The sequence below is a fragment of the Enterococcus mediterraneensis genome (assembly GCF_900604485.1).
Classification (GTDB): Bacteria; Bacillota; Bacilli; order Lactobacillales; family Enterococcaceae; genus Enterococcus_C; species Enterococcus_C mediterraneensis.
The window spans coordinates 754,894-774,897 of record NZ_UWOP01000001.1; the positions used below are offsets into that span (position 1 = coordinate 754,894).

General features: G+C 41.1%; 17 protein-coding genes and 1 tRNA gene. 2 read left to right on the plus strand and 16 right to left on the minus strand.

Annotated elements, in window-relative coordinates:
- Positions 1-12: 12 nt before the first annotated feature.
- The 5 genes from EFB00_RS03590 to groES form a co-directional block, all read right to left on the minus strand.
- A complete protein-coding gene (locus EFB00_RS03590) occupies positions 13-939 on the minus strand; it encodes an LCP family glycopolymer transferase (RefSeq protein WP_122645554.1) in 927 nt (308 codons plus the stop codon).
- Positions 940-967: 28 nt separating this feature from the next.
- Positions 968-1,906: a hypothetical protein gene (locus EFB00_RS03595; protein ID WP_206423458.1), complete on the minus strand. Its 939-nt coding sequence runs from the start codon at positions 1,904-1,906 to the stop codon at positions 968-970.
- A 324-nt stretch (positions 1,907-2,230) separates the two neighbouring features.
- The gene (locus EFB00_RS03600; protein WP_122645555.1) at positions 2,231-3,466 is read right to left on the minus strand and encodes a 3D domain-containing protein; all 1,236 of its coding nucleotides are present in this window, start codon (positions 3,464-3,466) and stop codon (positions 2,231-2,233) included.
- Between the two features lie 304 nt (positions 3,467-3,770).
- Positions 3,771-5,393 carry a chaperonin GroEL gene (gene groL / locus EFB00_RS03605; protein WP_122645556.1) on the minus strand — a complete coding sequence of 541 codons (1,623 nt, stop codon included), beginning with the start codon at positions 5,391-5,393 and terminating at the stop codon, positions 3,771-3,773.
- A gap of 21 nt (positions 5,394-5,414) precedes the next feature.
- On the minus strand, positions 5,415-5,699 hold the full coding sequence (groES, locus tag EFB00_RS03610) for a co-chaperone GroES (protein WP_122645557.1): 285 nt from the start codon (positions 5,697-5,699) through the stop codon (positions 5,415-5,417).
- 208 nt (positions 5,700-5,907) lie between these two features.
- On the opposite strand from groES, the gene EFB00_RS03615 reads away from it, so the two are divergent.
- Complete coding sequence (locus EFB00_RS03615; RefSeq protein ID WP_122645558.1) at positions 5,908-6,534, plus strand: CPBP family intramembrane glutamic endopeptidase; 627 nt, start codon at positions 5,908-5,910, stop codon at positions 6,532-6,534.
- A 57-nt stretch (positions 6,535-6,591) separates the two neighbouring features.
- Here EFB00_RS03615 and EFB00_RS03620 read toward each other — a convergent pair whose 3' ends face one another.
- From EFB00_RS03620 to EFB00_RS03630, 3 genes are all read right to left on the minus strand, one after another.
- Positions 6,592-8,025 (minus strand): 6-phospho-beta-glucosidase, encoded by a 1,434-nt coding sequence (locus EFB00_RS03620; RefSeq protein ID WP_122645559.1) that lies wholly within the window; start codon positions 8,023-8,025, stop codon positions 6,592-6,594.
- A gap of 23 nt (positions 8,026-8,048) precedes the next feature.
- Positions 8,049-9,389, minus strand: coding sequence for a PTS sugar transporter subunit IIC (locus tag EFB00_RS03625; RefSeq protein ID WP_122645560.1), 1,341 nt, complete (start codon positions 9,387-9,389; stop codon positions 8,049-8,051).
- 144 nt (positions 9,390-9,533) lie between these two features.
- Positions 9,534-10,289, minus strand: coding sequence for a MurR/RpiR family transcriptional regulator (locus EFB00_RS03630; protein WP_122645561.1), 756 nt, complete (start codon positions 10,287-10,289; stop codon positions 9,534-9,536).
- A gap of 101 nt (positions 10,290-10,390) precedes the next feature.
- Here EFB00_RS03630 and EFB00_RS03635 point away from each other — a divergent pair, with 101 nt between their 5' ends.
- Complete coding sequence (locus EFB00_RS03635; RefSeq protein ID WP_122645562.1) at positions 10,391-11,020, plus strand: NAD(P)-dependent oxidoreductase; 630 nt, start codon at positions 10,391-10,393, stop codon at positions 11,018-11,020.
- Positions 11,021-11,097: 77 nt separating this feature from the next.
- On the opposite strand, the gene EFB00_RS03640 is transcribed toward EFB00_RS03635, so the two are convergent.
- The 8 genes from EFB00_RS03640 to EFB00_RS03675 all read right to left on the minus strand — a co-directional run bounded on the left by EFB00_RS03640 (position 11,098) and on the right by EFB00_RS03675 (position 19,928).
- Positions 11,098-11,904 (minus strand): MBL fold metallo-hydrolase, encoded by an 807-nt coding sequence (locus tag EFB00_RS03640; RefSeq protein ID WP_122645563.1) that lies wholly within the window; start codon positions 11,902-11,904, stop codon positions 11,098-11,100.
- 48 nt (positions 11,905-11,952) lie between these two features.
- Positions 11,953-12,816, minus strand: coding sequence for a two-component system regulatory protein YycI (locus tag EFB00_RS03645; RefSeq protein ID WP_122645564.1), 864 nt, complete (start codon positions 12,814-12,816; stop codon positions 11,953-11,955).
- The gene (locus tag EFB00_RS03650) at positions 12,817-14,127 is read right to left on the minus strand and encodes a YycH family regulatory protein (RefSeq protein ID WP_122645565.1); all 1,311 of its coding nucleotides are present in this window, start codon (positions 14,125-14,127) and stop codon (positions 12,817-12,819) included. It lies immediately after the preceding gene.
- Complete coding sequence (gene walK, locus EFB00_RS03655; RefSeq protein ID WP_122645566.1) at positions 14,124-15,956, minus strand: cell wall metabolism sensor histidine kinase WalK; 1,833 nt, start codon at positions 15,954-15,956, stop codon at positions 14,124-14,126. Before walK ends, EFB00_RS03650 begins: the two co-directional genes overlap by 4 nt.
- Positions 15,957-15,965: 9 nt before the next feature.
- Positions 15,966-16,670 (minus strand): response regulator YycF, encoded by a 705-nt coding sequence (gene yycF, locus EFB00_RS03660; RefSeq protein ID WP_122645567.1) that lies wholly within the window; start codon positions 16,668-16,670, stop codon positions 15,966-15,968.
- Between the two features lie 295 nt (positions 16,671-16,965).
- The gene (locus tag EFB00_RS03665) at positions 16,966-18,114 is read right to left on the minus strand and encodes a cation:proton antiporter (protein WP_122645568.1); all 1,149 of its coding nucleotides are present in this window, start codon (positions 18,112-18,114) and stop codon (positions 16,966-16,968) included.
- Positions 18,115-18,129: 15 nt separating this feature from the next.
- Positions 18,130-19,647 carry a BCCT family transporter gene (locus tag EFB00_RS03670; protein ID WP_122645569.1) on the minus strand — a complete coding sequence of 506 codons (1,518 nt, stop codon included), beginning with the start codon at positions 19,645-19,647 and terminating at the stop codon, positions 18,130-18,132.
- A gap of 208 nt (positions 19,648-19,855) precedes the next feature.
- Positions 19,856-19,928 (minus strand) — tRNA-Lys (locus EFB00_RS03675).
- Positions 19,929-20,004 lie beyond the last annotated feature (76 nt).

Here is a 20,004-nt window from a genome sequence, read left to right on the forward strand (position 1 = left end):
CTTTAATTTGCTTTAGTCGATAACTTCCAGCTGTGTTTTTAATTTATCTTGTACGCGAGTCAATTCATCTTCACTTACACGTTGGTAGGAGACGCCATCTTGCATGAATCCTTCTCCTTGCAATTGATCTTGTTCGATGTTGCTGAAGGCATCACGATAGTCCAGTGCGATCTTTTTCATATCATCAAAACTCATATCTGTTTTAACGTTGCTTTCCATTGCGTCTAAGACTTCACGATATTTTGTCACACCATCTAATGTAAGGAGTTTTTTAGCGACACCAGCGACGATTTGTCGTTGGCGTTCTTGACGGCCATAGTCACCGCGAGGATCTTCATGCCGCATCCGAGAGTAAGCTAATGCTTGGTCGCCGTCCAACGTGATTTTTCCATAGTCAAAGGTGTATTCATCTTGGGTGAATTTCTGATCATTTGCGACTTCAATACCACCAACTGCATCTACCAGCTCTTTTAAGCCTTTCATGTTGATAGCGGCATAGTGATTGATAGGAATGTCTAAGTATTTTTCCACGGTGTCCATGGACATCCCAGCACCGCCAAAAGCATAGGCGTGGTTGATCTTGTCTTGCGTACCGCGACCAACGATATCTACATACGTATCCCGAGCGATGCTGACGATCGTTGTCTTTTTATTTTCAGGGTTGACAGTTGCCACCATCATGGTATCGGAACGACCAACTTCTGTACGTCCCAGATCACCGGTATCGATCCCTAACAACAATATTGAAAATGGTTCTTGTTTTTGCAGATCTACTTTTTCAGTTCCGTTTTTGTCTTTTTGACGCTCAACGGATTCATAGGTTTTTTGTACTGAATTGCTTAAATCAAAATAAACCTTGGCACCAACCCCAACAACTATTAATGTCAGCGCAACGATCACGCCTAATACGATCAATATGATTTTTTTACCTTTTGACATATGCTTACTCCATTCTCATGACTGTATTTTAGTAATACGATCCGTCCTCAGCGACTCCACTGTCTTGCTGACCAGTGTCTTCCTCAACTTGAGTCCCATCATCTTGAACTTGGGTTCCATCATCAGTTTGCGTGTCAGTTTCACTGACTTCAGATGTTTCTTCATATCCAGTCGCTGGATCGACAGATGTGTACGGATCAGCAGCTACGCCGATTTGTCGACTGATCTTATCAGCGGCTTTTTCAAATTTTTCTTTTAGGTCTTCGTTACGGACTTGCGCGATGCTATTGACTAAATTCAGATAAGCTTCATAAGTTGCTTCTTCAGTCACTTTATCGTCTTTCAACATCTTATCGATAGATTTTTGAATATCTGTTGCACGTTTGATCTGAGCTGAAGCGAATTCTAAGTAGTCAATGATCACATCTTTCCACTGACTGTCATCCATTAGATTCAAACGTTCTCGGATCTCTCCTACATCAGTGTCTTTCAGTGTGTCTTTGATAATGACGTCATTTTTTGCCGTATGCCAATTACTCACTGCTTTGGTGAATAATTTATTAACGCTAGATTGAATGTTGTATTTCGTTTCAACATCTGCCAGCTGTTCATTTAGCTTTTCTTTTTCAGTTTTAACAGCGGCGACATTCTCAGGCAGGTCTTTATCACTAATGCCAAATTCGTCAGCGGATAGCTTAATGGCATCTAACTTATTGCCGACTTTTGTAACCTCATCTTCTTTTAGACCGCTTCTTAAAAATACTTGATCCTTATCTTGATATAAAGCCTGGATTTCTTTCTTGATTTCTTTTAAAGAAGTTTCTTCTTTTTTCATAGCTGTTTCTGCGTAACTGACTCGTTGCTCATACTGCCTACCAGCATTTACCCTGTAACCAAAAAAACAGACTGTAATCGCGCCGGCACCGGCAACTACGATCGCAGCAGTTTTCAGCAATGATTTCTTCATTCAACACACTCCTTCATACCCAATTTGTAGTTAGTTCTATGTACCTGCAATAAATATATGAAGTGACTCTTGTATATTATAAGCAAGAATACATCGAAAAAAAAGAGGGTATTCGCTAATTTCTAATATATATCCAAATATAGCTCAACATATATATACAAATCGAGCATGATTTTTCTATATCGACCAACTATGTATGCGCTTCACAAATAAATTGGTAGTTAAAAAAAGTTTAAAAATAAAAATTTTCTCATTTTTCATTTCTAAAAAAAAGCAGTCAACACAAGGGATAGACTGCTTTTTTAAATTCTATATTTTATTCAATTAATCATGAATAGTTACTTTAACTTGACGTCTTCCCCATTGGCGACATTGTTCGACTGTTGGGAAATGGACGTCAATGATATTGCCTTTGATGGCACCACCAGTATCAAGTGCTAATGCCATACCGTAGCCTTGGACTTCTACTAATGTACCTAATGGAATGACGCTAGGATCAACAGCTACAGCCATAGGATTTTTTCTAAGATCTGTTCCGCTGGCGGTAAAATAGCTTGCTCCTGCTTCTGAGTAGGAGTATGCAGTGGATTCCATCATCATCGTTCTGCCGCCAGAAGTATTGGAGGTATTATTCGATGAATTAGAGTTGCTGCTGCTTGAAGTTCCATTTGAATTGTTGGAGCTGTTCGAATTATTTGAACTACTGCTTGAACTGTTCGTTTTGTTTGAATCACTTGAGCTAGTACTGCTTGAACTAGAGCTTGTTGTTTCCGATTGAGTAGATTGCGAGCTGCTTTCTTTGGCTTTTTCGCTTTCTGCTTGTTCTTTGGCAGCTTTTTCTGCAGCAGCCTTTTCAGCAGCGGCTTTTTCCGCGGCTTGCTTTTCAGCTTCTGCTTTTTGTTTTTCAGCTTCGATCCGTGCGGCTTCTACTTCTTTGCTTTTAGCGATCGCTTGTAAAGAAGTTTTATTTTCCGCTAGTTGTTGTTTTAGATTCGCTACTTTGCTGTCTAATTCTTGCGCTTCAGCTTGCAAAGTCGTTTCATTTTCTTTCAAAGTCGCTTGTGTACTTTCGACTTTGTCCTTCAAAGATTCCAGTTTTTCTTTTTCATTATGCAAACTGTCGATCTTTTCTTTCTCAGCATTTTGCAGGATCGTCATCGCATACGCCCGGTTGATCAATTCTTGCAGATTAGAAGAATCCAGCAGCGCTTTCCAATCTCGTTCTGTTCCGCCGTTGACTTGGATATCTTTTAGACGTTGTGCAACAGCGTCTTTGCGTTTTTCGATATTTTTTTGCGTTTCTTTGATTTCTGCTTGCGCAGTTGTTAAAGTCGCTTCGTTTTTCGCGATCTTTTCTTTTGTTGCTTCTACTTTTGCGTATTTTTCATTTACATCATTTAATACCAACTGAATCTCTGCACTGATCTCGTCACTTTGTCTCATGATCGCAGTTTCTTTTTCATTCAAAGAGTCAAGAGATTCCGCATGAGCAAATACTGGTACAATAAAATTTGCTACTAATACAGCAGTTATGACTGTCATTAGTTTTTTGCTTTTCACTGAATCCAACACCTTTCTTTACATTCCAACGCTTCTTATTATACAAATTCTCATGGCGGTTAATATTTCAGTTGTTTTACATTTTGTTACATTTTATAGCAAAAGTGGGAGATTATTTCTATTTTTTGAAAGAAATCCCTTAAGAAGTGGAGCACAGAACTGTTTTTAGCCATTTTTTCTATGTAATCTTATCGTAATATTACTGTCGTTCTTTAAATAACGATGCCTTTTATTTTTAAAGCGCAAAAAATAAACCGCAAAATCAGTGTTTTGCGGTTTATTGATTATCCTATTCAAATGTTTCTTACATCATACCGCCCATTGATGGGTCCATTGCTGGTGCGGCAGGTGCAGCTGGTTCTGGTTTGTCAGCTACGACAGCTTCTGTTGTCAATAACAATGCGGCAACAGATGCAGCGTTTTGTAATGCAGAACGAGTAACTTTAGTAGGGTCGACGATGCCGGCTTCTACCATGTTGACCCATTCGCCATTTGCGGCGTTGAATCCAGTACCTAATTCAGCGTGTTTCAATTTATCGATGATCACAGAACCTTCATAGCCTGCGTTTTCAGCGATTTGACGAACTGGTTCTTCCAATGCCCGTACCACGATTTTCACACCAGTTGCAACGTCGCCTTCTGCTTCTAATTGCGCTACTTTATTGATGACATTCACCAATGCAGTACCACCACCGGAAACCATACCTTCTTCCACAGCGGCACGAGTTGCGTTCAGCGCGTCTTCAATGCGCAGTTTCATTTCTTTCAATTCTGTTTCAGTTGGCGCGCCGACTTTGATGACAGCTACACCGCCAGCAAGTTTAGCCAGGCGTTCTTGTAATTTTTCACGGTCGAAATCAGAAGTTGTATCTGCGATTTGGTTTTTGATCAATTGTACGCGAGCAGCTACAGCGTCTTTGCCGCCAGCTCCTTCAACGATCGTTGTGTTGTCTTTGTCAACAACGACTTTGCTTGCTTGACCAAGGTTTTCGATAGTTGCATCTTTCAATTCAAGACCAAGATCTTCTGTGATGACTGTTCCGCCAGTCAAGACTGCGATATCTTCCAACATTGCTTTACGACGGTCACCAAAGCCAGGTGCTTTGACAGCTACGACGTTGAATGTTCCGCGGATCTTGTTCAAGACTAATGTAGGTAATGCTTCACCGTCTACATCGTCTGCAATGATCAACAATGGTTTTGATTGTTGCAGGATTTGTTCTAATAAAGGCAAGATGTCTTGAATGTTTGAGATTTTTTTGTCAGTGATCAAGATATATGGATTGTCTAAGACAGCTTCCATTTTATCGTTATCTGTCACCATGTATTGTGATAGGTAGCCGCGGTCAAATTGCATCCCTTCCACGACATCTAATTCTGTTTCGATCCCTTTTGATTCTTCAATAGTGATGACACCGTCGTTGCCGACTTTTTCCATTGCGTCAGCGATGTAATTACCAACTTGTTCGCTTCCTGAAGAAACGGCACCAACTTGTGCGATGGCTTCTTTTGAATCAACGATAGAAGAAATGTTGTGTAATTCTTCTACTGCCGCTTTTGTCGCTAATTCAATCCCGCGGCGAATGCCTAGAGGGTTTGCTCCAGCAGTTACGTTTTTCAATCCTTCACGTACGATTGCTTGTGTCAAAACAGTTGCTGTTGTGGTTCCGTCACCAGCGATATCGTTGGTTTTAGAAGCAACTTCAGAAACTAATTTCGCACCCATGTTTTCGAAATGATCTTCTAATTCGATTTCTTTTGCGATCGTTACACCATCATTTGTGATCAATGGTGAACCGTATGATTTTTCTAACACAACATTACGGCCTTTTGGTCCTAATGTTACTTTTACTGTATCAGCTAATTTGTCTACACCGCGAAGCATTGCTGCGCGTGCATCTTCTGCGAATTTAATGTCTTTTGCCATGATTTATCCACCTCAATTTTTTTATTCTACGATTGCGATAATATCTTTACCAGCTACGATCAAGTATTCGTTGCCTTCAAATTTCACTTCTGTTCCAGCATACTTTTCAAACATTACTTGGTCGCCGACTTTCACAGGCACAGGAGCTTTTTCACCGTTATCTAATGTGCGTCCTTCACCAACCGCAATAACAGTACCTGTTTGTGGTTTTTCTTTAGCAGCGGAAGCTAACACGATACCGCCGACTGTTTTTTCTTCCTCTTTTGCGACTTCGATGATGACACGATCGCCTAATGGTTTTAACACGATAAATCCCTCCGTTAAATCTGTACTTTTTCTTGAGTTAGCACTCTCGTTTATCGAGTGCTAACCTACAAGATTTATATTACTCATTTTGCTTCCGCTTTGCAAGTTTTTTTACCCAATTTTTAGCGCTTTCTCTTTTTAAGGATTTTCGTTGTTTCGCCTTAATCCTTGCGTTATAATGAAAGCAATTATCTAAAGGAGATGGCCTATGACTTTAAATAGATACAGTCTATTGACGATTTTCTGTTACGGGTTGGCTTTTTTCATACCCGCTTTTTTTGCCGATCCTAATCAAGCAGTACTTGCTACTACTTTATCTTATTTGATCGGTGCAGTAGTCATGATCTTATTATATGTTTATCAGAAAGAACCGCTGAAAATCGAGAAAAACACTGCCTCAAAACTTTCGATCTTGATTTGGGGAATCGTTGGGATCTTTATCGCATTGATTTTGCAAAATATCGCCGCGAATATCGAAGGGCTTTTTGGTGAATTGCAGCCTTCTCAAAATACGCAAAATATCATCACCATCATTTTGCAACGGCCGATTTTCGCTGTCGCGGTCATGATCGGTGGTCCGATCATGGAAGAATTTGTTTTCCGCCGGGCACTCTTCGGGATCATCGCGAAATATTCGAACTATTGGATCGGTTTGATCTTGAGTTCATTGGCATTTGCTTTTGCCCATAATGACGGACATCTTCTCGTGTACTTTTTCCTCGGCAGTTTTTTCCTTTGGCTTTATACCCATACCGGCAAGATCTGGACATCGATCATTACTCACGTCGGAATGAATACATTAGTAGTCATTGTACAAATAGCATTAGCTCAATAAATAAACAGCACCGAATCACATCCGCAGTAGGAAGTGATCCGGTGCTGTTTTGTATATTTAATCTAATGTTTCGCCATTTGTCGCGATGACTTTTTGATACCAATCAAAGGATTGTTTCTTTTTCCGATCTAACGTTCCTTGTCCTTCATTGTCTTTATCCACATAGATAAAGCCATAACGTTTTTTCATCTCGCCGGTCCCTGCTGACACTAGATCGATGAACCCCCATGGCGTGTAGCCCATCAAATCGATCCCGTCATATTCCACCGCATCTTTCATGGATTGGATATGAGCTTTCAAATACTCAATGCGATACGGATCCTCAATCGTACCGTCCTCGTTGACTTCATCTACTGCGCCAAATCCATTTTCCACGATAAACAACGGTAATTCATAGCGCTCGTTGAACCAGTTCATGGAGTAGCGCAACCCAGTCGGATCGATCTGCCAACCCCATTCCGAAGCTTCAACGTAAGGATTTCTCACTAGATCATGTGCTTCATCATAATCGTATGATGGTGCTTTTCCGTGATCTTTGATTGCAAATGACATATAGTAGCTGAATCCGATATAATCCACACAGTCTCGTTTCAACTGTTCAAGATCTTCTTCTGTTATATCCAAATCAAAGTTTTTACGTTTGAAATAGGTCTTTAGATAGCTTGGATACTTGCCGCGGCAATGGACATCCGTAAACCAGTAGCGACGCTGCATCCCGACAGTCGCTGCCATCATATCATTTGGATCGCAAGAATATGGATAGATTGGGCACATGGCGATCATACAGCCGATCTGGAATTCTGGATTGATTTGTCGTCCAATCTCTATAGCTTTCGCGCTAGCGACCAACTCATAGTGCGCCGCTTGATACATCAAGCGTTCCCGATCTTCTCCTTCAACAAATTTTAATCCTGAGTTCGTAAACGGTGCAAAATCTTCATGATAATTGGCTTGATTATTGATTTCATTAAAGGTCATCCAATATTTCACTTTGTCCTTGTAGCGGGTGAAGCAGACTTCAGCAAAGCGGACGAAAAAGTCGATGACTTTGCGATTGCGCCAGCCGCCATATTCAGTAACTAAATGATACGGCATTTCAAAGTGAGACAGCGTGATCACCGGCTGGATGTTATATTTCAAACACTCGTCGAAAAGATCATCATAAAACTGCAAACCAGCTTCATTCGGTTCTGCTTCGTCTCCATCAGGAAAGATCCGTGTCCATGCAATGGAGGTTCTGAAACATTTTAGACCAAGTTCCGCAAACAATTTAACGTCTTCTTTATAGCGATGGTAAAAATCGATGGCTTCATGATTAGGATAGTTTTCGCCAGCGAGTACGCCGTCCGTGATTTTCCGTGGAACTCCATTGGCGCCAGCAGTCATCACATCTGCCACACTGATACCTTTGCCGCCTTCTTGCCAGCCTCCTTCCAATTGATGGGCGGCAACCGCGCCGCCCCATAAAAAGTTATCTTTCAAAATACTCATCGTAGTTCTCCCATCTGATTTTTCTAAGCTGTTACTTTATCTTCTGCTTCTGCCTCTGCTTCAACTTCAGCTAACGTTGCTCCTTGTTCTTGCGCATAGTTCAATGAATCCACTTTACGGATGAACGGCAAGTAAATAAAGAATCCGATCGTTAAAACAACTGCTTGCAAAAGCGCTGCTCGCCAGCCGCCTACTAAGAAACCTGAAATGATCGGTGGTGTCGTCCAAGGTACCATGACTGCTGTAAATAATGGTACTAACCCAGTATAAAGAGCAAAATAAGTGATCACGCCAGAAACGACTGGGGTCAAGATAAACGGAATTGCCATGATCGGGTTCATTACCACTGGTGTAGCGAAAATGATCGGTTCATTGATGTTGAAAACAGCAGGGATCAATGACAATCTTCCTAGTTGCTTGAATTGTTGAGATTTTGCTAGAGCCAACATGAACATCACGATCCCAATTGTCATTCCAGCACCTGTTACGGTCATGAATTGATCCAAAAATTGTTGAGTTACGATATGTCCGCCATTTGCGACAGTCAGTTCTTTGCCAGAATTCACTAAATCGGTATTGGCTAAAGAATTGGCTTGCAGGATCGGTCCCATGATCCCGCCGACGATCGTTGAACCGTGTACCCCGAAGAACCAAAGGAACGGTACCAAGAAACCTAACATCAACGCGCCGCCTAGTGAATCCGTCACACCTTGCATTGGGCTTTGGATCACTTGATAGATCCATTCCACTAATGTTGTTTTGAATACTTTATCAAAGAATACATACACTAACAGCGCAACTGTCGTTAAAACAGCCGCAGGGATCAACGCTGTAAATGAGTTGGCAACGTTGGTAGGTACTTGTTCCGGAAGTTTGATCCGGATGTCTCGTTTCAAGAACCAGGTGTAGCCCCAACCTACAAACAGTCCCACGATGATCGCACTGATCATCCCTTGTCCGCCTGTCCATGTTTTGTCGATGACGTTGCCGATCGTTACACCGGCTTCCGCATCAGTTACAGTTGAATCCATCGTCAATAAAAAGATGACTAATGAGATCATTCCAGCTGGAAGTCCTTCAAACCCTTCCCCTTTAACATAAGAATACGCGATCCCCATAACCGCAAAAAGTGACATGATCGCAAAAGATGCGCCGAACGCTTGGTTGAAATAATCTGCTAGACCACTTTCAGTGACAAAATCGGAAATCGCCTTTACTGGGAAATTTGCCAATAGTAGGAAGATCGATCCTACGATGGAAAAGGGCATCGTGTAAAGCATCCCATTACGCAATGCAGTGATCGGTTTGGTATTCACAAACTTCAGTACAGGGGGTAAAAGTGTATCGTTGATCCATTGATTCATTTTTCTCTCTCCTTCGAATGATTGCTTTTAGTTTTTCACAATAATGAATTCGTTTACATTAGTATCATAAAGGTCATTCATCGAAAAAGAAACACTTTGTGAAATGAAAGAAACATGTTCCAATGAAAAAAACAAACAGCAGGTTCACTGTTTGTTTTCTTTGTATTTCCTAGACACCTGATGAGCTAGGATCTCGATCAAAGTGACCACCGGAACTTGAGTCGTCATATTCAGATATTTCTCGTTGGGGCTTTCGCTTTCCGGCATGTAATAGGAAATATTATAGTCAGCCATCTTGGCTATCGTCGAGTTTTCATTATTGGTGATACTGAGGACCTTCGCGCCATAACGCTTGAAATCTCTCGTCTGTTCGATCATCTCAGAGGTTTCGCCGGATACTGATAAAATGATCGCCAATGTATTTTCCAATCCTCGGGGCGGGATTGGTGCAAAAGGATCCGCAATACTATACGCATTGATTCCCACATTGGAAAAGTAGCGGCTCCCATATGCGCCTAAAACCCCACTGGTCCCGATACCGGAGAAAGCCACGTGACGAGCATTTAAAATCAGATCGATCGCCGGTTGAAGTGTCATCCGGTAGCTGTCGTCTTTGACTTTTTTCAAAAAAGTATCTACCTGCACGGTTGCTTCGTAGAAAGAATCAACGGACTGATTTTCTTGTTCCGATAAATATTCTTTCAGCGCGTATTTGAATTCCGAGTAGCCTTCGTAACCTAATTTATTGATGGTTCGCAAAACGGTTGACGTGGAAACATGACAATTCCCCGCCAGCTCTCTGATCGTCATTGTTTTCAATGCACAGAGATTTTCAATAATATAATTATAAGCAATCATTTCCAGATTGTTTAACGACTTGATTTTTTCTGAATCAAACATAATGAACTCCCTTCATTTATGGTTAGTTTTTCAAGCATACTTTTTGACGAAATAAACCGCTATCTCTAAAATAAGAGTACTATAAACGAGGAGGAATGAAAATGAAAATTGCAATTATCGGCGCAGCCGGACAAGCGGGCTCTTTTATTTTGAAAGAAGCGCTGAATCGCGGGATCGACGCGACGGCTATCGTGCGCCATCCAGAAAAACTTACTATCGAGGTCCCTTATCTTCAAAAAGACCTTTTTGATTTGACCACCCAAGATTTGGCAGGCTTTGACGCGGTGATTGATGCCTTCAACGCCCCTCGCGGCAAAGAAGAACTGCATCAAACAAGCGTCGATCACTTATTAACTATCTTATCTGGTACGGACACCCGTCTTTTGATCGTTGGCGGCGCCTCCTCGCTTTTCCTTGACGATGCCAAATCTCAGCGTATGATCGACGGTGTTCCATCTAGCGCGCCGTTTTATCCAGTGGCTCATAATATGTATTTGTCACTCATTGATCTGAAAAAAAATCAAGAAGTTGATTGGACATATATCAGTCCTGCGGCTTATTTCGATCCTCATGGAGAACGGACCGGAAGCTACCAGTTGAACGATGATCGCTTGATAAAAAATGCTGCTGGAGAAAGCGAGATCAGTATGGCTGACTACGCCATCGCCATGATCGATGAAGTGGAACAAGGCAAGCATCTGAAAGAACATATCAGCGTCGTTAGCCGTTGATAGAATAGAATATAACAAAAAAAGCCTGCGTCACAATCGAATTTGTGTCGCAGACTTTTTTACTATTTCAATCATCCTCAGATAGCGAAAAGATCAGTCGCTTTGTCTGGATCTGTATCATATATTTCGAAGGTTTCTCCTACTCCGAGATCTTTTTCTCTCAGCGTATTTTCCATCGTCATATGAGCTAATTCTTTGATATTGTTTTCTTTACTCAAGTGTCCAAGATAGATCCGTTTGGTGCGGTCACCAATAATATCTGTCATGACCAATGCACCATCGTCATTGGATAAATGCCCTCGGTCGCCTAAGATCCGTTGCTTCAAGCTCCACGGATAAGGTCCCATCCGCAACATTTCCAGATCATGATTGCTTTCTACTAAATAAGCATCTGCATCACGAATGATTCCGCGCACATGATCACTGCAATATCCAGTGTCTGTCAGCATCACGAATGATTTGCCGTCTTTGTAAAAACGATAGAACTGCGGTGCCGCCGCATCATGTGAAACACCAAAACTTTCAATATCCATATCACCAAAAGTCAGGACTTTACCCATTTCGAAAATATGCTTCTGTTCTGTCGCGATATTGCCCAGCATCCCATCCATCGCTTGCCAGGTCTGCTTATTGGCATAAACATCTAATTTATATTTGCGCGCCATCACACCGACACCGTGGATATGATCGCGATGTTCGTGAGTAACTAAAAGCGCGTCAAGATCTTCGGGTTTTTTACCGACTTCCGCTAACAAAGAAGTGATTTTTTTCCCGCTCAAACCAGCGTCTACTAAGATCTTTTTTCGATCACTTTCGATATACAGAGAATTTCCTGAACTGCCGCTAGCTAAAATACTGACTTTAAAAGCATTGTTTTCCGACATGTCGCTGCCTTCCTCTCTCTTACAACTTTTTACATTATACATAGCTTTCTAATAATTTTCTACCTTCTGCAATGTATTATTTGTAATGATCCGATTACTGAAAGCATTTACTATCTCGACTTGTGTCATGCCATCACTGGTTTTGATGGCAACAAACCATGCTGGTATATAAACATTTTTTTCCCGTACTTTTAAAATCCGCGTATAATACAATCCCCGCCAGAGAATCGTTGACCTGCTAGGGATCTTATTATTGATATACAAAGTTTCAATAGCGTCTCGTTCAGTATAGAGCGCTGTTTTTTCCCGCAATTTTTCGATTTGTGAAAGATGGGTCTGACTGTACCTTGAAATCTTCAGCAAATCATCGACCTTTTCCAAAGATAGCGTAAGACGACTAGTAGGATCATTGAAAAGGATCCCTTCGAAAGACTGTGCCGCAACAACTTCCGGATATTCTTTGTCGGTCAACGAATAGTTGGGAAGATAGCTGTATTGTTTGCCGAATAAAATCTGGTCGTTTTTATTCAGAAACGATTCCAATGTCGCTTCGGTCTTTTGATCGTCGCTAATATAGTAGCTTTCGCTAGGCATATGGGTCAATTCGTTATCAACAATGGTGGTTCCGCTGCTCAAGAAAGAAGGATTGCCGGACGTTTCCCGCTCTTGTTTGAGTGCTTCGTCCATATTGGTCTGTTCGCCGCTCAAGTAATAGCCTTCTTCTTTTTTTTCTGACAAAGCACCGGTATATTTGATTTTATCTGTTTCTAATCGCTGTTCAATAGCGATTTTTTGGTTAGACATCGCCACATTATTTTCCTCTGTTTGAGCATCGTGGAAAATATTGAATAAAAAAATATTCAATCCTAGAAACGCTAAGAAGAAGATCCATTCGATTTTTTTAAAATCCAATTACTCCGCCCCCGTTTCGCTCAATTTATCCAACAGTTGTTCATGAGAATACCACGTGTCGTCATATCGGATATACCATGTTGGGATCAAATCCACGACACCATTCGTATTTTCGATATCTTTCCATTGATAACCGATGACCATGGAGCGAATCAGTTGCCGATCCGCTCCCGCCATTTGCAGCTGTTCAATCACTGTTTCATTATTCGCCAATAAGATCTCGTTTTCAGAAGGGATCGGGACTTGGATGGATGTCAGACTAGTCTGGATATGGACCGGCATCCCTTTATTGTCAGAATCATCCGAGATAGTAACATCCACTTGACCGCGAATATCGTTGCTAAAGACTGGATATCCTTCTACGAAAATGCGATAATTCGCAGTATTTTTAGAACGGTCGAAAAAGCGGATATTGCCTAGATTCGTTCCTAGACGACTGATAAACGTAAAACTTCTGGAATACAGATCTGTGCTGTCTTCGCCTAACAGAAAATCACCATGAAAATCGACTAATTGCTCGCTTTCTTGGATCGTCATATTTTCAGATCCGTCATACAGCACCATGTCTTTGCTGTCTTCATTGATTTTGATATTGCTGGTATCATTGAAAAACGCATCACGAAAAACGGTATACGTCTGAGGCGATGAGATATAACTGTACATTTTCATCTTTATCGGCTGTTCCACATTATATTGCAAGTTATTCAAGCGATTTTCGGCACTCATCTGTATCCAATTCGTTTTTGTCTTAGACAGAAGATCATCGATCGCTTCTTGATCGATCGACATAGCAGCTTCACTGATTTGATAACGTTTCACGTTGATAAAACGGATCTTCTTTTGATCAAAATCTAATTGGATCTTAGTGAAGTATTTTTCTTCTGCGTCTTTCACATGAAGATCAAGATCGAACATCGTAATAAATTCCTGTAAAGAAAAAGGACCAACATAATTCATTTCGATACCATGTGTGATCATCGCCGTTTGTTTGAAAGTTTCAAAATCATTATAGGTTTCTGTTTTCAATGTTTCAAAAGAAGCAGCGGTGATTTTCGGTTGGATATCAGAAATTAGGGTTTCCGACGTCGTTTGTTGGATACTGGAGTCATTGAGCCATGTCAATGTTATGGGCATAAAAACTTCAGATGCTTTACGATAATTTTGCGCATTTGAGACAGGCTGACTGTTTTCCTGCTGATTTCCGTGAACCATTCGATTCGAAGGACTCAGCCAGATCACATAGGAAAGATACATACTGAGACCCACTAGAATGATCAATCCAAAGCGAATCAGTTTTTCAGATAATTTCATTCCCACCAATCCCCCTCATACGGCTCGTAAGGCAGTGTGATAAAAAATGTCGATCCTTGTCCTTCTTTACTTTCCGCCCATATCGCACCATTGTGTGCTTTCATTACTTCCCGCGAGATCGCCAAACCTAATCCTGTTCCGCCTTGTCGTCGTGCTCTTGCTTTATCGACACGGTAGAATCGATCAAAGACTCGTTGAAGATCTTTTTTCGGAATCCCTAGTCCTTGGTCGCTAATGCTCAACATGACATTATTGTGAGTTTCCACCAAACGAACTTTGATCGTACCGCCATCTGGCGAATATTTGATGGCATTGTTCATGATGTTGTCGATCACTTGGATCATCTTATCTGGATCGACTTCCACCCACAGCTCACGCTGCGTAAACTCCCGTTGGATCATGTATTTCTTTTCTTGGTTGGTCACCATCATATCGAAACGGTCCAATACAAAGCTCAATAATTCATTGAAATTCACGTATTCTAATTGCAGTTGCGCATTTCCGCTATCCATCCGAGAAAGACTCAATAAGTCGTTGATCATACGGATCATTCGATCAGTCTCATCTAAAGTTACTTTTAAGAAATTCGGCGCGATCTCTTCGTCTTTCCATGCGCCTTCACTTAATGCTTCAATATAGCTGCGCATACTGGTCAACGGCGTCCGCAATTCGTGAGAGACGTTGGAAACAAATTCCCGTCGTTCCTGCTCAGTCTTTTCTTGTTCAGTAACATCGTGCATAACGGCTACCAGACCACTGATAAAGCCTGATTCTCGTCGGATCATAGAAAAATCCGTTCGTAAAATGATTTGTCCGCGATCCGGTGTTTCCCGTTCGATCAGGATCTCGTCAGGGTTTTCCAGGATTTGCCGCAGAGTATATTCTTCTTCGATGTCCAATAATTCCAACATTGATTGACCGATCACATCTTCACTTTGGACATTCAACAGCATCAAAGCCATTTCATTGATGGTGATGATCTTCCCGCGGCGATCAGCGGCGATAACTCCGTCAGTCATGTGAGAAAGAACGCTGTCTAATCGATTTCGTTCTGATTCCATGGCGTCTTGCGTCTCCTCGATCCGCTCCGCCAACAAGTTAAAAGATTCCGCCAATTGACCTAACTCGTCTTTTCCGTGGACCGCTACTTTCCGGCTGTAATCTCCGCGTGCGATGCGCAATGCCTGTTCCTGCATCTCGCCGATGGGCTGTGTGATGGAACGGGAGACCAAGACAGCTACGATCATGGAGATCGCTGCTGCAATCAAGGAGGCGGTGACGAAGATCAATGCCGTATCATAGATTTCTTCATATTTTTTTTCGATATCACTTTTAACGTATAGTGCCCCGATCACCGTATCACCTGTCGGGGATTGGATCGGCTGAACGTTGATGTACACTCGTTTTCCGGTATCTTCATCGATAGCTCGCGAGCTTTTCGTGGTGAAATCATTGATATCCCGATAATCATTTTTCTTACCAATTACATTTTTGTCAGCGACATTCGTGGTCGCCCGCACGATCCCTTTTTCATCCACTACCCGCATCTCGATCATATCCGAAGACATGGTATTGTCTAAGATACGCTGGATCGTCGTGTTTTCTACATTCGTATCGGAATTATCTTTTTTGCTCAATTCAGAACCGACTGTCCCGGCAAGACTGGATACTTGCTGATTCATGGTTTTCATGAAATTGTCGATGGTTGAGCGTTCCAATCCGCGAATAAAATACGCCCCGATAATCTCGATTGAAATCAACAAAATCAAGATAAAAGCGAGGGCGATTTTAAAGTTCACTGATTGAAAAAAGCGAACTTTTTTCTTCATAATAATTGATTACTCCTGTTCCGGGTTTCTTAAATAATAGCCCACACCCCGACGAGTCACTAGGTAATTCGGGTGGCTTGGATTGTCTTCGATTTTTTCTCTCAGACGGCGTACTGTTACATCGACTGTACGCACATCGCCAAAATAATCATAGCCCCAAACAGTTTGCAGCAAATGTTCACGGGTCATCACTTGACCGATATGTTTTGCAAGATAGTGGAGCAATTCAAATTCACGGTGTGTCAATTCAATGGCTTCACCATTTTTCGTCACCATATAGGCATCTGGATGGATCGTTAGATCACCAATCGTCAAATCGGTATTGGCTGGTTCAGCCGCTTCCTTTGCAGCAGATGTTCCGCGGCGCAGATTCGCTTTTACGCGGGCTACTAATTCACGATTAGAGAACGGTTTTGTTACATAATCATCCGCCCCTAGTTCTAAGCCCAATACTTTATCGATTTCTGAATCTTTGGCCGTCACCATGATGATCGGCATATCAAAGGTTTTTCGTACTTCACGGGCTACTTCCAACCCATCGATTTTAGGCAACATGAGATCCAACAGTATCAAATCTGGTTCTACTTCTTTTACTTTCTCTAAAGCTTCTTCACCATCATACGCGGTGTAAACTTCATATCCTTCTTTTGTGAGATTGAATTTGACGATATCCGAAATCGGCTTTTCATCGTCAACGACTAATATTTTTTTCACAAAGAGTCACCTCTCGATCTTTTTTGTCCTACTTATTATACCTTATTTTCCTTTTTGTTTCATTAACGTCCCGGTTATTTAGGCCTTTCCTAATATTTTCTAAAATTAATAGAGGAAAAATGGGAGCATTACAGTTGATAGACAGGTGACGGGCTGACTTATCTACAGATGAGTGAATTGTTTATGAACGATAGTTTTCTACATTAAGCATAAAAAAGCTAAGGCACAAGTTAACGCTAATCAAGAATATGGCAGCTTGTTAACCTTGTGTCTTAGCCTCTTTCAGTATATGCCCTCAGTTATAGATCCGCTTGGTGAATGCTTTTAACACCAGCGGAGAAATCAACGTACTCAACAAAATAATCAAAACAAGCGGAGAATAAAATCTTTTTTCCACTAAACCTGCTTCATTGCCTATTTGCAAAATGATCAGCGCCATTTCTCCTCGTGAGATCATCCCGGCACCCACCATCAAGGCACTGTTGTTGGAAAAACGAGAAATCTTCGCACCAAGAAAACCACCTGCCAGTTTTGAAAACACTGCGATGAAAGTAAAGAGCAGCACAAAGGATAGTTGATCAAAAAATTGATCAAACGTAACTTCTAAACCGATACTTACAAAAAAGACCGGAATAAAAACCGCGTAACCCAAAGCTTCCACATTTGTTTGAACCGTATCTTTCACTTTTGTTTGTCCAACAGCTATACCAGCAAAAAATGCGCCAATGACAGAGCTTAGTCCAACAAAATCTGCGATATAAGACATCCCTAAACAGATGACCAACGAGACAATAATAATCGCTGAGTTTGCAAATAATCGTTGAGACAATTTCATCAGATATGGTGCAATCCATTTGACTAGAAGATAGATCCCTACAAAGTAAAGTACCTGTTCAATCAGCATTAATGGAAGATTAGAAGAGCTCGTCGTATCCTTCGTCAAAAAAGATAAGCTCAAGCTGAATACCAGAACGATCAAAATATCATCGATCACTGAGGCGCCTAAAATTGTGGATCCCTCTTTTGTATCAAGGGCTCGCAATTCTTTCAATACCTCTACGGAAATACTAACCGATGTTGCGGCCAGTATAATGCCAAAAAACAGTGACTCAATACTGTCTATTTGAAAGAGTTCACCCGTTCCCCACCCGAGCAGAACAGGGAAAATGACACCAAAAACTGCGACGAGAATTGCTGGTTTTAAATATTTTTTAAGTAGCGAAAGATCACTCTCGATCCCAGCAATAAACATCAACAAGATCACACCGATCTCTGAAAAATCATGAATGATCAAATCAGGATGGATCAGGTCTAAAACTCCCTTACCTAGCAAGACCCCCACAACCAACTGTCCGATGACTGCAGGAATCCCAAATCTCCTTGAAAAATGAGAAGAAAGCGTCGTTGTGACCAAAATCACGCATAAAATACCAATAAATTCCATAGTAGACCTCCTTCGCTATAATTCTATTTTTTCCTTCTTTAGATTTGTCAAAAATTGTATAAGCATCATGACGATCACAAAAATAAATGGAAATGAAGCAAGCACTGCTACTGCTTGAAGTGCGTCCAACCCGCCTGCATACAATAAAATTCCTGCAATAGAAGATTGAATGATCCCCCAGATGATTTTGATTTGTCTTGAAGGCGTTAAACTTCCATTTGAACTGAACATCCCAAGAACAAACGTCGCTGAATCAGCCGAGGTAATAAAGAAAGTAGAAATCAACAAGATAGCGATCCCTGTGATGATTTTCCCTAGGTTTCCGTAATCTGCCAGCATCGCAAACAAACCTGTTTCAGTTCCTTTTTCCTGAATCACCGCAATTAAATGTTTATTTTTGAAAAGCTCTTGCCAAATTGCTGAACCACCAAAAACAGAAAACCATAAAAAAGTGAAAACCGTTGGCACGATCAAAACACCACTAATAAATTCTTTGATTGTTCTACCTTTAGAAATTCTAGCAATAAAAGACGAAACATAAGGAGACCATGAGATCCACCATGCCCAATAAAATAGTGTCCATTGATTGATCCACTGTCTGCCAGAATCATCAAAGGGTGACATTCGGAAACTGATTTTTGATAAATCCTGAATGTAGTTGCCGATACTTTGGACGAACAGATCCAAAATATAAGAAGTAGGACCGATAAAAAGCACACCAAACATTAACGCAACGGCTAAAATAATATTTGCATTGCTTAACAGTTTGACACCCTTATCCAAACCAGTCGTCGCACTGATCAAATACAGAATAGTGACAAAAACAATAATCAATAATTGAATCAAAAACTCATTAGGAATCGAGCTGTTCAAAAAATTCAACCCACCGGCGATTTGTTTTGCGCCAAGTCCCAATGAAGTAGCGACACCAAAGACAGTTGCAGTGATCGCTATGACATTTGTAAAAAGAGCGATTTTGGAGCGATATTTCTCTTTAAATATGTAGATCACGCTCTCACTGATCATTGCAGGTCGATCTTTTCGAAATGTCGTATAGGCAATGATCAATCCCAATATCGCGTAAAGAGACCATGGTTGTAATCCCCAGTGGAAAAACGTATATGTCATGGATTCGCGCGCATTTTTCGCTAAATCTTGCGAAGGAACAGCAGGATCATATAAATGCTGCAACGGTTCAGCGACACCCCAAAAGATCAATCCGATTCCCATTCCTGCGCTAAAGAGCATCGCAAGCCATGAAATATAGCTGAATTGCGGAACATCTTCTTTCTTTCCTAATTTTATATCGCCATACTTAGAAAACAGTAGCCAGATACATAGGATGACAAAAAATACCATCAAAAGAACGTAAAGCCAACCAAACTTTGTTGAGATAAAATCCTGAATATTTTTTGTTACAACACCAAGAGAAAGATTTCCGATCATTGACTCAGGAAAAATCCCCCACAAAGTGAATAAACAGCAGATCCCCACTGATATAAAGTATACCTGATAATTATTTTTTTTCCTCACTTAACCACCTCGACCTTTATTGATAAAAAAAACTAACGTGTTCTACTGTAACATAAAAAAAATCGACTTTCAAAATAGCCGATTGTTTGCTTCTATTCTTAAAAAAGGCTGATCAACCTCTTCAAAACCAAAAAAGAGAATGCGTAATTCGTCTTCGAAACATCCGAAGATGCCGACGAATTACCATTCTCGTGGGTTTGGCACCCAATGGGCCGTGAGGGGCTCGAACCCGCGACCCGCTGATTAAGAGTCAGCTGCTCTACCAACTGAGCTAACGGCCCAAGATTTAATACTTCAATAGTTTAGCACTGCTTTATTTAAAATGCAATATTCTAAATAAAAAAAATCGGTTGCATT

What these genes read in the sequence shown, in the direction of transcription:
- EFB00_RS03590 (WP_122645554.1), bottom strand. Translation starts at nt 939, where the DNA reads ATGTCAAAAGGTAAAAAAATCATATTGATCGTATTAGGCGTGATCGTT.
- EFB00_RS03595 (WP_206423458.1), bottom strand. Translation starts at nt 1,906, where the DNA reads ATGAAGAAATCATTGCTGAAAACTGCTGCGATCGTAGTTGCCGGTGCC.
- groL (WP_122645556.1), bottom strand. Translation starts at nt 5,393, where the DNA reads ATGGCAAAAGACATTAAATTCGCAGAAGATGCACGCGCAGCAATGCTT.
- EFB00_RS03615 (WP_122645558.1), top strand. Translation starts at nt 5,908, where the DNA reads ATGACTTTAAATAGATACAGTCTATTGACGATTTTCTGTTACGGGTTG.
- EFB00_RS03620 (WP_122645559.1), bottom strand. Translation starts at nt 8,025, where the DNA reads ATGAGTATTTTGAAAGATAACTTTTTATGGGGCGGCGCGGTTGCCGCC.
- EFB00_RS03625 (WP_122645560.1), bottom strand. Translation starts at nt 9,389, where the DNA reads ATGAATCAATGGATCAACGATACACTTTTACCCCCTGTACTGAAGTTT.
- EFB00_RS03630 (WP_122645561.1), bottom strand. Translation starts at nt 10,289, where the DNA reads ATGTTTGATTCAGAAAAAATCAAGTCGTTAAACAATCTGGAAATGATT.
- EFB00_RS03635 (WP_122645562.1), top strand. Translation starts at nt 10,391, where the DNA reads ATGAAAATTGCAATTATCGGCGCAGCCGGACAAGCGGGCTCTTTTATT.
- EFB00_RS03640 (WP_122645563.1), bottom strand. Translation starts at nt 11,904, where the DNA reads ATGTCGGAAAACAATGCTTTTAAAGTCAGTATTTTAGCTAGCGGCAGT.
- EFB00_RS03650 (WP_122645565.1), bottom strand. Translation starts at nt 14,127, where the DNA reads ATGAAATTATCTGAAAAACTGATTCGCTTTGGATTGATCATTCTAGTG.
- walK (WP_122645566.1), bottom strand. Translation starts at nt 15,956, where the DNA reads ATGAAGAAAAAAGTTCGCTTTTTTCAATCAGTGAACTTTAAAATCGCC.
- EFB00_RS03665 (WP_122645568.1), bottom strand. Translation starts at nt 18,114, where the DNA reads ATGGAATTTATTGGTATTTTATGCGTGATTTTGGTCACAACGACGCTT.